This window comes from Bordetella flabilis (genome assembly GCF_001676725.1).
GTDB classification, from domain to species: Bacteria; Pseudomonadota; Gammaproteobacteria; order Burkholderiales; family Burkholderiaceae_B; genus Bordetella_C; species Bordetella_C flabilis.
In genome coordinates this window covers 1903098-1915577 of the sequence record NZ_CP016172.1, presented here as the reverse complement: position 1 = coordinate 1915577, position 12480 = coordinate 1903098, and the positions used below count along the sequence as shown (strand labels likewise).

The following is a 12480-nucleotide window of genomic DNA, read 5'->3' as shown; positions in this document are numbered from 1 at the left end:
CAGGCAAGCCCGCGCGGGCCCAACGAAGAAGTACTTGTTTGGTTATTACGCCGCCGTTGTATGGCAGCGTGCGGCGACCGCCCGGCGGCGATCCTTGCATCAGATCTCCCTCGGATCCCTGCGTCGGAGCCCTGCAGCGGACCCTTGCAGCAGACCATTGCATCAGACGCCAGAATCAAATTCCTGCATCCGGTCCCTCCAATGAAGGACCCTGTGCGGCAACGCCGCCATGAACGCATAACGCCCCCGACGGGGGCGTTATGCATGATGCGGATCTGTGGACAGGCGCGTCGCCTCGCCGCCGGTCCGGCGCGCCGATGGCACGCCGCTGGCCGGCTCGCTTCCTACTTGTTGGGCTGCGGCGTGATACGCAGGTAAGGCCGGACCGCCTTATACCCCTTGGGGAACTTCTGCTTGATGACTTCTTCGTCCTTGAGCGAGGGCACGATAATGACGTCGTCACCGTCCTGCCAGTTGACGGGGGTCGCCACGCTATGGCTGTCGGTCAACTGGAGCGAATCGATGACGCGCAATATTTCATTGAAATTGCGACCGGTGCTGGCCGGATACGTAATGATCAGCCGCACCTTCTTCGCCGGATCGATGATGAATACCGAACGCACCGTCGCCGTCGCACTGGCATTCGGGTGGATCATGTCATAGAGCTCGGAAACCTTGCGGTCCTCGTCGGCCAGGATGGGAAAGTTGACCGTGGTGCCCTGGGTTTCGTTGATATCGTCGATCCACTGGGTGTGGGAGTCGACGGGGTCCACCGACAGCGCCAGCACCTTGACCTTGCGCCTGGCGAACTCGTCCGCCAGCTTGGCGGTGTAGCCGAGTTCGGTCGTGCAAACGGGTGTGAAGTCGGCGGGATGCGAAAAGAGAACGCCCCAGCTGTCGCCGAGGTACTCGTGAAAACGGATAGGCCCGATGGAGGATTTCTGTTCGAAATCGGGGGCGGTATCGCCCAGGCGAAGTTGTCCCATGATAGGTCCTTTTTTCAGGTGGAGAAACACCGGTCGCAGCCCGGCCTTTCGAGAATGGACGCCTCCCCCGGCGCGCGATTCAGCCAGGAATTCTCGCACCAAACATCCACGCCCGATAGTAGGCAATATATATAACCTTATGCAATATCCGCCTTGCGGGCGCAGGCGTCGACGACCGTACCGGCCTGCACCGCCGACGACAACGCGGCGGCGCGCGGCAGGATGTGGGCGCCGTAGAAAAGCGCCGTCGCCAGCTTGGCCTGCAGGAACTGACGCGGCCATTCCGACGCGGCGCCATCGGCAGCGGCCAGATGCCGCTGGCAGGCCACCGCCGCCCGCGCCATCTGCCAGCCCGCGCATAGCACGCCCGTGAGCATCAGGAAAGGTACGCTGCCCGCGAAGACCGCCCGCACATTGCCCATGGCCGTGCGCGCCATGAACTCCAGGGCTTGTTGCTGCGCCTGCATGGCCTGCGCCAGATTGGCGCGCATCAGGCTGTAGCCCTGGGCCTCGTCGCCGGAGGCCGCCGATGCCGCCGCCTCCAGGTCATCGAGCGTTGCGCGCATGGCCTGCAGCGTGCGCCGTGCCGTCTCTCCGCCATCGCGCAGCAACTTGCGGCCGATCAGGTCGTTCGCCTGGATGGCCGTGGTGCCTTCGTAGATAGGCAGGATGCGAGCGTCCCGATAATGCTGTGCGGCCCCGGTTTCCTCGATATAGCCCATGCCGCCGTGCACCTGCACGCCCAGCGAAGCCACTTCGACTGCCGATTCCGTGCAGAAGCCCTTGACCACAGGGACCAGGAATTCGTAGAAAGCGCGGTTGCGCGCGCGCACCTCGGCGTCCGGGTGATGGCCCGCCATGTCGCAGGCCGCCGCGGCCACATACGACAACGCGCGTCCGCCTTGGGTCAATGCCCGCATGGTCAACAGCATGCGCTGGACATCGGGGTGGTGGGCGATGGTAACCGGGCCGGGCGACCCTTCCACCGCACGCCCCTGCACCCGTTCGCGCGCATATGCCAGCGCCTGCTGTGTCGCGCGTTCGGAGATCGCCACGCCCTGCTGGCCGACGGCGAAACGGGCGGCATTCATCATGATGAACATGTACTGCAGGCCGCGGTTTTCCTCCCCGACCAAATGGCCGATGGCGCCCTCGCCCACGTCGCCCTTGCCGGCACCGTAGATCAGGACCGCTGTCGGACTGCCATGTATGCCGAGCTTATGCTCCAGCGAGGCGCACCAGACATCGTTGCGCGCGCCCACGCGTCCTTCGGCGTCCGGCAGGAACTTGGGTACCACGAACAGCGAGATCCCCTTGACGCCCGCAGGCGCGCCGGGCGTGCGGGCCAGCACCAGATGGACGATGTTCTCGGCCATGTCGTGCTCGCCATAGGTGATGAAAATCTTCTGGCCCGTCAGCCGGTAGGTGCCGTCGGGCTGCGGCACCGCCCGCGTGACGACCTGCGCGAGATCGGATCCCGCCTGCGGTTCGGTCAGGTTCATGGTGCCGGTCCACTGGCCCGACACCAGCTTGGGCACATAGGCCTGGCGCAACGCATCGCTGCCGACGCTGAGCAGCGCCTCGATGACGCCGTCGGTCAACAGCGGGCACAGGGAAAACGCCAGGCACGCCGAATTGATGCTTTCGTTGGCGGTGGCGGCCACCAGCTTGGGCAGCCCCTGGCCGCCCCAGGCGGGCGGATGCTGCAAACCCTGCCAGCCGCCAGCCGCGTAATCGCGAAAGGCATCGACATAGCCCGGGCTGGTGGTGACAACGCCGTCGCGCCAGCGCGGCGGCTCGCGGTCACCGCCGCGATTGAGCGGCGCGACTGCCTGCTCCACAAAACGGGCATTTTCCTGCAGGACGGCGTCCACCAGATCGGCAGATGCATCCTGGTATCCGGGCAGTGCAAGGACGTCGTCCAGCCCCGCGAGTTCCTTGAGGGTGAAGCGGATATCCGCCAGCGGTACCTGGTAGCTCATATCGTCTCCTCGATGGCCCGGTCGGGCCAGCACGCGCGCCCCCGGGATCGGAAGAGGCACGGCGGGCCCAGCCCGACGCCGACGTGGTGCTGCGAACCGAACGCAGCCCGACAACGGATGCCATGCCAGCCCGCCTGTATGCCGGACGGCCACCCGAAAGGGCGACCGTTGTGCGCGTCCGCGACAGCGGACGCCGCGCCAGTCGATATTAAAGCGCGTTGGCCAGTTCCGGCACGACCTGGAACAAATCGCCCACCAGGCCATAGTCGGCCACGCCGAAGATGGGCGCTTCGGCATCCTTATTGATGGCGACGATGACCTTGGAGTCCTTCATACCGGCCAAATGCTGGATGGCGCCGGAAATCCCCACCGCCACATACAACTGCGGGGCGACGATCTTGCCGGTCTGCCCGACCTGCCAGTCGTTGGGCGCGTAACCCGCGTCCACCGCCGCGCGCGAGGCCCCAAGCGCCGCGCCCAGCTTGTCGGCCAGCGGGTCGAGGATCTTGAAGTTTTCCGCGCTGCCCAGACCGCGGCCGCCGGACACCACGACGCGGGCTCCCGCCAGCTCGGGACGATCGCTCTTCGCCAATTCGCGCCCCACGAAGGACGACACACCGGCGTCGGCCGCCGCGGCGATGGTTTCGACCTGCGCCGAACCGCCTTGCGCCGCCACCGCATCGAAGCCGGTGGTACGGACGGTGATGACCTTGACCGGATCGGCCGACTGAACGGTGGCGATCGCGTTGCCCGCGTAGATCGGGCGCTGGAAGGTGTCGGGCGATTCGACCGCCGTGATGTCGGAGATCTGCGCCACGTCGAGCTTCGCCGCCACGCGCGGGGCGACGTTCTTGCCCGAGGCCGTCGCGGGGAACAGGATATGGCTGTAGGCCTGGGCCACGGCCAGTACCTGGGCCGCCAGGTTTTCGGCCAGGCCATCGGCCAGATGCGGAGCGTCGGCCAGCAATACCTTGGACACGCCTGCAATCCGGGCCGCCTCGTCCGCGACGGCCTTGGCCCCGCTGCCGGCGACCAGCACGTGCACGTCACCGCCCACGCGGGCGGCGGCGGCCACCGTGTTCAGCGTGGCGCCCTTGAGCTGGGCATTATCGTGTTCCGCAATAACCAGGTTCGTCATCTTCAAACCACCTTCGCTTCGTTCTTGAGTTTGTCCACCAGCGCGGCCACGTCGGGCACTTTGATGCCGGCCTTGCGCGCGGGCGGCTCGGCCACCTTCAGCGTCTTCAGGCGCGGCGCCGGGTCGACACCCAGATCCTGCGGCGTCATGGTGTCCAAGGTTTTCTTCTTGGCCTTCATGATGTTGGGCAAGGTGACGTAGCGCGGCTCGTTCAGGCGCAGGTCGGTGGTCACGATGGCGGGCAGCTTCAAGGCCACCGTTTCCAGGCCACCGTCGACTTCGCGCGTCACGGTTGCCTTGCCATCGGCAATTTCGACCTTGCTGGCGAACGTGGCTTGCGGCCAGTCGAGCAAGGCCGCCAGCATCTGGCCCGTCTGGTTGGCGTCATCGTCGATCGCCTGCTTGCCCAGGATGACAAGTTGCGGCTGCTCCTTGTCGACGACGGCCTTCAGCAACTTGGCCACGGCCAGGGGCTGGAGTTCCGCATCGGTCTGCACGAGTATGCCGCGATCAGCCCCGATGGCCATCGCCGTGCGCAGGGTCTCCTGGCATTGGGTGATACCGCATGACACCGCGACGACTTCGCTCGCCGTGCCTTTTTCCTTGAGCCGGGTGGCCTCTTCCACGGCGATTTCGTCGAACGGATTCATCGACATCTTGACGTTGGCGATATCGACGCCCGTTTGATCGGATTTCACGCGTACCTTGACGTTATAGTCAACCACGCGTTTGACCGGAACCAGGACCTTCATCCAGCAGCCTCCACAAATAATCGAATGGTGCGCGGCGAGCCGTGCAGTGCTTGGGGAATCGATTGATTCTACAACCTTGGCTCGCGCGGGCCCGGACGGCCGGACCCCAGCCATGCCGCCCTGCAGGCTACAGGCGCGCGAGTTCCCGTATATGGGCCACGGCGCTGCGACCCAGGGCGGACAAATCGTAGCCGCCTTCCAGCATGCTGACGATACGGCCGTCCGCGTGGCGGTCGGCCACCTGCACGATCTGCGCGGTGATCCAGGCGAAATCAGCCTCTACCAACGCCAATTGCCCCAGGTCATCATCGCGGTGCGCGTCGAAGCCCGCGGAAATCAGGATGAGCTGCGGGCGGTGCTCCTGCAGCCGCGGCATCCACCGGCGGGTAACGATGTCGCGCACGACCGGCCCGGCGCTGTACGCCGGCACGGGCACGTTCACCATGTTGGCGGCCGGCGCGTCGGTTCCGCTATAGGGATAGAACGGATGCTGGAACACGCCGCACATCAGCACGCGGTCGTCGCCCGCGAAAATGTCCTCGGTGCCGTTGCCATGGTGCACGTCGAAGTCCACGATGGCAATCCGTTCGAGGCCGTGCTCTGCCATGGCATGGTGGGCAGCGACGGCCACGTTGTTGAACAGGCAGAAACCCATGGCGCGGTCGCGGCAGGCGTGATGCCCGGGCGGACGCACCGCGCAGAAGGCCGTGGACGCCGCGCCCGCCATCACGGCATCGACGGCCTGCACGCCGGCGCCCGCGGCATGGAGCGCGGCTTCCAGGGAATGCGTGTTCATCGATGTATCGGGGTCCAGCGCCCGGTGGCCTTCGGCGGGAACCATTCCCGCAAGGCCATCGACATAGGCGGCGCTGTGCGCGCGCAACAAGGCCGCGCGCGGCGCAGCGGCGGCCTCCCGCACGTCCAGGTACGGCATGATGCCGCTGGCCAGCAATTGATCCGAAATGGCATCCAGGCGGCGCGGGCACTCGGGATGCCACTCGCCCATTTCATGCAGGCGGCAGGACGGGTGGGTAAGATACAGGGTCTCCATAGGGAAGATTATGTTCATCTGGCGGTACTTACTGCAACTCGGCATTATTGCGGCCCTGCTGACGGGCTGCTCCTCCGCGCAAAATCGACCCGACGCGTCCCCCGCGCCGGGGACCCAGGGGCGGGCCCTTGCCGATGCCTCCGTGCCACGGCTCCGTATCGGTCCGCCGCCCGAACAAGGTGCGGCGTCCACCATCGGCAGCGAGGGCGGCGTCGACACTACGGAGACGCAGCGCTCGGCCGTGGCCACGCCCGACGGACGCATGCGCGCCGACGTACTGGCTTACATGCAAGAACTTGCCGCGGCCCGCGGGCTGTCGCTGGATCGGCTGAACGGCGTGCTGACCGATGCGCGCTACAGTCCGGCGGTGGCCCGGTTGATCGCGCCGGCTCCCGGACGCAAGATCTCGCGCAGTTGGCTCACCTACCGGGCCCGCGTCGTGGAGCCCAAACGGATCGGCTGGGGCATGACATTCTGGCAGGACAACGCCGACACGCTGGACCAGGCCGCACAGCGCTTCGGCGTACCGGCATCCATCATCGTGTCCATCATCGGCGTCGAAACCTTGTACGGCCGCAATATGGGCAGCTTCCGCGTGCTGGACGCGCTGTCTACACTGGCCTTCGATTATCCCGACCCATCCAAACCCGAGCGGGCCCAGATGTTCCGGGACCAGTTGGGCGATTTCCTGACGTTGACGCTGCAAGGCAGGCTGGACGCGCAGACCGTGGGATCCTACGCCGGCGCGATCGGCATGCCGCAGTTCATGCCGGGCAGCATCATGCGCTATGCCATCGACGGCGACCGGGACGGCCATATCGACCTGGCGAACAGCCCGCGCGACGCCATTCTTTCAGTGGGCAACTTCCTGATGGAGCATGGCTGGGCGCGCGGCATTCCGGTCTTCGCGCCGGTGGCCCTGCCGGCCGATCCGGCGCCGCTGGTGGATGGCGGCCTGGCCCCCACCCGCACCTGGCCGCAGCTGCAAGCCGCGGGCGCGACGGCGGCACCGATCGCCAGCACGGCAAGCGATAACAGCGACTGGCAACGCGGCATGCTGGGCGTCATCGATCTGCCCGAAGAATCGGCCGGCACCGCCGAGTACCGCACGGCGACCGTCAATTTCTTCGCCTTGACCCAGTACAACCGCAGTTATTTCTATGCCGCCTCGGTCGCCGACCTGGCGGCTGCCATACAGGCAAGAATGCGCGCCGTGGCGACGCGCCCCGCTCAGTTGAACACGCCGGTAGACAGGTAGCGGTCGCCGCGATCGCAGACGATGAAGGCGATGGTGGCGTTCTCCACGCGGGACGCCACGCGCAATGCCGCGATCAGCGCGCCGGCCGAGGAAATGCCGGCGAATATGCCTTCCTCCGCGGCCAGGCGGCGGGCCATCTGTTCGGCTTCGGCCTGGACGATGTATTCGTAGGCATCCACGCGGCCACTTTCGAAGATCGCCGGCATATAGGCTTCCGGCCACTTGCGTATGCCCGGGATCTGCGACCCTTCGGCGGGCTGGGCGCCGATGACCTGGATCGCCGGATTGCGGGACTTCAGGTACGTGGACACGCCCATGATGGTGCCCGTCGTCCCCATGGCGCTGACGAAATGGGTAATGCCTCCCTCGGTCTGATTCCAGAGCTCCGGCCCGGTGCCCTCGATGTGCGCCCGTGGGTTGTCGGGATTGGCGAACTGGTCCAGCACCTTGCCCTTACCTTCGCTCTGCATGGCGGTCGCCAGGTCGCGTGCGTATTCCATGCCGCCCTTGTCGGCGGGCGTGAGGATCAGCTCCGCGCCATAGGCCGTCATCGCCGCGCGCCGCTCCACCGACAGGTTGTCGGGCATGATGAGGATCATGCGGTAGCCCCGCATGGCGGCGACCATCGCCAGCGCGATGCCGGTATTGCCGCTGGTCGCCTCGATAAGCGTGTCGCCCGGCTTGATTTCACCGCGCGCCTCGGCCTGGCGGATCATGGAAAGAGCCGGCCGGTCCTTTACGGAACCGGCAGGGTTGTTGCCTTCCAGCTTGGCCAGGATGAGGTTGCCCCGCTCGACATTGTCGTTGCCGGGGATGCGCTGCAGGCGAACCAGCGGCGTATTGCCGACGGTCTGCTCGACGGTGGGATAGGTGGCGGTTTTCATGTCGCCACTATAACGCCACGAAAAACATACCGTGCCGATGGCCGCGTCAACGCCATGGGTACGGACACAGGGCGATCAACGTGTGCCGCGAGGCGGCTGCCGCCCGTTCCTGGCGTCCTTGCCGCCCTCCTTGCTCGCTTCCGCGCCTCGACGGCCCGGAGCGGCCCCCCCCGGCGGCGACGGCGGCACAGCGGAAGCCCCGGCCCTGCCCGCATCGCCCCGGAAGCCCCCGGATGGCGCGCCGCTTTCCACCCGCAGGCCCGCCGCCTCGAGCGCCTGGGCGCGGCGACTGCCTATGCCCCGCACGCGGTCCGACAGGTCCTCCATCGATTCGAATCGGCCGCCACGCTCGCGTTCCTTGACGATGGTCTCCGCGGTCTTTGGGCCCACGCCGCGCACGGCGCGCAATTGCTCGATGGTGGCGCTGTTCACGTCCAGCGCCCGGGTCGGCATGGAGGCCAGCGACAGACCGGCAGCCAGTGCCAGGCTACCGATGGCGCGCGGCCAGCGCGATCGTCGAGGCCGCCGTGCGGGCGGCGCGACCATACGGGCGGACAGCACCTGGATGGGCGCCACGGGGTTATGCAGAAAGGGATTCATGGAAGCCTCCGGACAGCGTGGTGAAGGGGTCGTTGGGGAATGGCGCTGCCAAATGGCATCGCCAGCCGGCGTTGCAGGCGGCGCGGGGGCGCGCCCTGGAAACGCCTGGACCATCATCGCGTGTCGCTGTCCGTGGCGGGACGCGAGTGAACGAAACCGTCCACTCGTGAAACTACGGGGGTGAGAAGACTGCCGGGGAAAATACGCTTACTTGCGTGCGCGCCAGTAGCGCACGTATTCGGCAACGCCGGTCTGCACGTCCCGCATGGGCTGGTCGAATCCGGCCGCGCGCAGGCGACTGGTGTCGGCCTGCGTATAGCTCTGGTAGCGGCCCTTGAGGTCGTCCGGGAATGGGATATAACGGATCAAACCCTGGCTGACGAGCTGGTCCAGGCCGAGCGCCGCTTCACCGCGTTCCTCGCGCAGCGTATTGACGACCGCCATCGCCACATCGTTGAACGGCTGCGCGCGCCCGGTGCCGCAATTGAAAATGCCGGAGCATTGCGGGTTGTCGAGGAAGTGCAGGTTGACGGCCACCACGTCGTCCACCGAAATGAAATCTCGGCTCTGGCCGCCATCCGGATAGCCATCCCAGCCGGCGAACAAACGCACATGGCCTTCCGCCAGGAACTGGTTCATGTTGTGGAAGGCGACCGAAGCCATGCGACCTTTATGCTGCTCGTAGGGTCCGTAGACGTTGAAATACCGCAACCCCACCGCTTGGGCGGTCAGCGCATGCAGGCGGGTACGCAATACCTGGTCGAACAACAGCTTGGAATAACCGTAGACGTTCAGCGGCCGTTCATTGGCTGGGTCCTCGGCATACACCGAGGAACCGCCGTAGGTCGCGGCGGACGACGCATACAGGAAAGGTACGCATTCGGCCTGGCAATAGTCGAACAACTCCAGCGTGACGCGGTAATTGTTGTCCATCATGTACTTGCCGTTGCGCTCGGTCGTATCGGAGCAGGCGCCCTGATGAAACACGGCACGGACCTGAGGCAAGGCGCGATCGCGCACCAACCCGCGGAAATAGTCCTTGTCCATGTAGTCCGCGATCCTGCAATCCACCAGGTTGGCGAACTTGTCGCCTTCCGTCAGATCGTCGACCGCGATGATGTCCTGGATGCCGCGCCGGTTCAGCCCACGCACCAGGTTGCTGCCTATGAACCCTGCCGCTCCCGTAACGACGATCATGACAAATCTCCCAGTTCCTGCGCAGTGACGGTGGAGGTTCCCAGCTTGCCGACCACGATGCCGCCGGCGCGGTTGGCCCAGCGGATGGCCTGTTCCCACGGCATGCCGGCCGCGCGCGTTACGGCCAGGGTGGCCAGCACGGTGTCGCCCGCGCCCGACACGTCGAAAACTTCGTGCGCCTGCGCATCGATGTGTTCGCGCCCGGTATCGGTGAATAACGTCATGCCCTGCTCCGAACGCGTCACAAGCAGGGCTTCCAGATCCAATTCTGCGCGCAGCGCCTGGGCACGCTGGGCGAGGTCCTGCTCGGATGCCCAACGGCCCACGGCCTGCTGCATCTCGCTGCGGTTGGGGGTGACCAGCGTGGCCCCCCGGTAATGTCCATACTGGTCGCCCTTGGGATCGACCAGCACCGGAATGCCGGCCTTGCGCGCCTGCGCGATCAGGCCGGGCACGCGGGTCAGCGCACCCTTGGCATAGTCCGACAGCACCACCACGTCGTGGCCTTGCAGGTGTCGGGCGAATTCGGCATCCAGCGCGTCCAGCGCCGCGCTACCGGGCGCTTCCTCGAAATCCACACGCAATAGCTGCTGCTGGCGCCCCAGTACACGCATCTTGAGCGTGGTGGGATGGTGCGCATCGGCAACCAGGCCCGGCGCGATGCCTGCATCGCGCGCCAGGGCGTGTATGCGTTCGGCGGCCTCGTCCGTGCCCACGACACCGACCAGCGTGGCATGCCCGCCCAGCGCGACAATGTTGCGCGCGACGTTGGCCGCACCGCCCAGCCGATCCTCGCGGCGAGCGACCCGGACGATGGGTACCGGCGCCTCCGGCGAGACGCGGTCGACCTCGCCGAACCAATAGCGGTCGAGCATGACGTCGCCGACGACCATGACGCGGCAACGCCTGATTTTTTCAACAGGAAATACGGTCATTCCAGTTCTTCCAACCGGCGCGGGGCATAGGTCTCCCATGCGTTGCAACCGGGACATTGCCAATAATAGCGGCGCGCCTGAAACCCGCAGCTGCGGCAGGCATAACGATCGAGGCGCTGGGTGTGCTTGTGGATCAGGCTGCGCAGCAGGCTGAGGTCGGCCCCAGGCACCGGGCTGACTTCCCCGTCACCGCCAGGTGCCGCCAGTTCGGCCTCCAGCAGCCGGTCCAGGCCCAGCAGCGAAGGGTGCAGGCGCAAGGCGGAACGGGCGAAGGCCCAGGCCGGGGCAGCGCCCTGCTGCGTCCGCAGTTCGCGGAACACGATATTGAAAAGATCCAGCGAAGGATATTTGGCGTATTGCTTCTGCAACAGGTCCAGCACGGCGGCGGGTTCGCCCGTGGTCCTGTAGCTGGCCAGCAGTGCATCGGCGACCAGCCCGGCATATTCGGGCTCGTCGGTAAGCACGGACTCCAGGTGCATGCGCTCGCGCTTGCCATCCCCTTCCTGTGCCGCCAGCCGGGAGCGCAGCATGGCGATGCGCACGCGCGATCCCCTGCTGCTCGTCGCTGCGTCCGTGGCGACGTCGGCGGCGTGGTCCGCCGCGTCCAGGGCGGTCTGCGCGGCGTCCGTATCGGGAGGTTGAGCCGACAGGGCCTGCTGCGCCAGCTCGCAGTGATAGTGCACCAACTGCGGCACCGGCTCGTCCACCAGGCCACGCAGGGTCTTGACGGCTTCAATGGCCCGCGGCCAATCGTGCTCGGATTCGTAGATGCGGATGAGAGACCGCAGGGCCTGCAGGGAATACCGGCTATCGCGCAACTGCTTGAAGCCGGCTTCGGCGCGGTCCAGCATGCCGGCCTTGAGGAAATCCTGCGCCAGCTCATGCTGCGCGTGCTCGCGTTCGGCCACGGGCAGGTCGGCGCGATTGAGCAGGCTTTGATGCACGCGGATGGCCCGCTCCATTTCACCTCGGCGGCGGAACAGGCTGCCCAGCGCGAAGTGCAGTTCGGTCGTTTCTGGATCCAGCTTGGCCACTTCGACGAAGGCGTCGATGGCCCGGTCCGGTTCCTCGTTCAACAGGAAGTTCAGCCCGCGAAAGTACGAATCCGGCAGGACGCGCGTTTCGGACAGCATCTGCCGGATATCGAAGCGTGCGGCCAACCAGCCCAGGGCGAACAACAACGGGACGAATATCAACCACCAGGGCTCAAAATCCACGGCGCTCGCTCTCTAGGGTAATGGGTACGCGTGGCAACACGGCGGGAACGGGGACCACGGGCATCAGAGCGGCGACATGGGGGCGATGGTTTCGGGCGGCACGTTGGTGGCGGAATTGGGCTGGTTGTTCACCGCGGCCTGGATGCGGTCCAGTTCGCGGCGCAGGCGTACGGCTTCGCGCCGACGCCGCATGGCCGCCGGCACGGTGAGCAACAGCCCAAAAATCGCGCCGACCACGAAAGTGACGAGCATGACAACGATGAGCGGCACATCGTGCATGATGTAGTCGCCATAGAAATTGACCGCCACCGGGTTGGTGTTCTTGAGCGCGAACATCAGCACCGCGATGAAAACGATCAATCGCAGCGCCCAGACGAGATAGCGCATGACACATGCTCCAGAGGGTTCAGTACCGAGATTGTAAGCGCAAGCCAGTTCGATACCCGATAAAAAAAGCCGCCGGATCGGCGGCCTTTTCGC

12 protein-coding genes are annotated in these 12480 nt (G+C 66.0%); 1 reads left to right on the top strand and 11 read right to left on the bottom strand.

Going from position 1 to position 12480, the window contains the following annotated elements; all coding sequences use genetic code 11:
* Positions 1-344: 344 nt before the first annotated feature.
* The 5 genes from BAU07_RS08370 to BAU07_RS08350 all read right to left on the bottom strand — a co-directional run bounded on the left by BAU07_RS08370 (position 345) and on the right by BAU07_RS08350 (position 5909).
* Positions 345-986 (bottom strand): peroxiredoxin, encoded by a 642-nt coding sequence (locus tag BAU07_RS08370; RefSeq protein ID WP_066655998.1) that lies wholly within the window; start codon positions 984-986, stop codon positions 345-347.
* A 137-nt stretch (positions 987-1123) separates the two neighbouring features.
* A complete protein-coding gene (locus BAU07_RS08365; RefSeq protein WP_066655995.1) occupies positions 1124-2968 on the bottom strand; it encodes an acyl-CoA dehydrogenase in 1845 nt (614 codons plus the stop codon).
* Between the two features lie 208 nt (positions 2969-3176).
* The gene (locus BAU07_RS08360; protein WP_066655992.1) at positions 3177-4106 is read right to left on the bottom strand and encodes an electron transfer flavoprotein subunit alpha/FixB family protein; all 930 of its coding nucleotides are present in this window, start codon (positions 4104-4106) and stop codon (positions 3177-3179) included.
* A 2-nt stretch (positions 4107-4108) separates the two neighbouring features.
* Positions 4109-4858, bottom strand: coding sequence for an electron transfer flavoprotein subunit beta/FixA family protein (locus BAU07_RS08355; RefSeq protein ID WP_066655989.1), 750 nt, complete (start codon positions 4856-4858; stop codon positions 4109-4111).
* A 127-nt stretch (positions 4859-4985) separates the two neighbouring features.
* Positions 4986-5909 (bottom strand): histone deacetylase family protein, encoded by a 924-nt coding sequence (locus BAU07_RS08350; protein ID WP_066655987.1) that lies wholly within the window; start codon positions 5907-5909, stop codon positions 4986-4988.
* Between the two features lie 10 nt (positions 5910-5919).
* Between BAU07_RS08350 and mltB the strand changes: the two genes are divergently transcribed.
* Complete coding sequence (gene mltB, locus BAU07_RS08345) at positions 5920-7167, top strand: lytic murein transglycosylase B (RefSeq protein WP_066655984.1); 1248 nt, start codon at positions 5920-5922, stop codon at positions 7165-7167.
* Here the strand turns inward: mltB and cysM are convergent.
* The 6 genes from cysM to BAU07_RS08315 form a co-directional block, all read right to left on the bottom strand.
* A complete protein-coding gene (cysM, locus tag BAU07_RS08340; protein ID WP_066655972.1) occupies positions 7140-8051 on the bottom strand; it encodes a cysteine synthase CysM in 912 nt (303 codons plus the stop codon). The genes mltB and cysM overlap by 28 nt on opposite strands.
* Positions 8052-8126: 75 nt before the next feature.
* Complete coding sequence (locus BAU07_RS26735) at positions 8127-8651, bottom strand: ComEA family DNA-binding protein (RefSeq protein WP_232338268.1); 525 nt, start codon at positions 8649-8651, stop codon at positions 8127-8129.
* Positions 8652-8858: 207 nt separating this feature from the next.
* Positions 8859-9848, bottom strand: a complete 990-nt coding sequence (rfaD, locus tag BAU07_RS08330; RefSeq protein WP_066655969.1) for an ADP-glyceromanno-heptose 6-epimerase — start codon at positions 9846-9848, stop codon at positions 8859-8861.
* Positions 9845-10783, bottom strand: a complete 939-nt coding sequence (gene rfaE1, locus BAU07_RS08325; RefSeq protein ID WP_084025500.1) for a D-glycero-beta-D-manno-heptose-7-phosphate kinase — start codon at positions 10781-10783, stop codon at positions 9845-9847. The genes rfaD and rfaE1 overlap by 4 nt, the downstream gene beginning before the upstream one ends.
* On the bottom strand, positions 10780-12000 hold the full coding sequence (lapB, locus tag BAU07_RS08320; protein ID WP_066655963.1) for a lipopolysaccharide assembly protein LapB: 1221 nt from the start codon (positions 11998-12000) through the stop codon (positions 10780-10782). The genes rfaE1 and lapB overlap by 4 nt, the downstream gene beginning before the upstream one ends.
* Before the next feature lie 63 nt (positions 12001-12063).
* Positions 12064-12387 (bottom strand): LapA family protein, encoded by a 324-nt coding sequence (locus BAU07_RS08315; protein ID WP_066655961.1) that lies wholly within the window; start codon positions 12385-12387, stop codon positions 12064-12066.
* Positions 12388-12480: the final 93 nt, after the last annotated feature.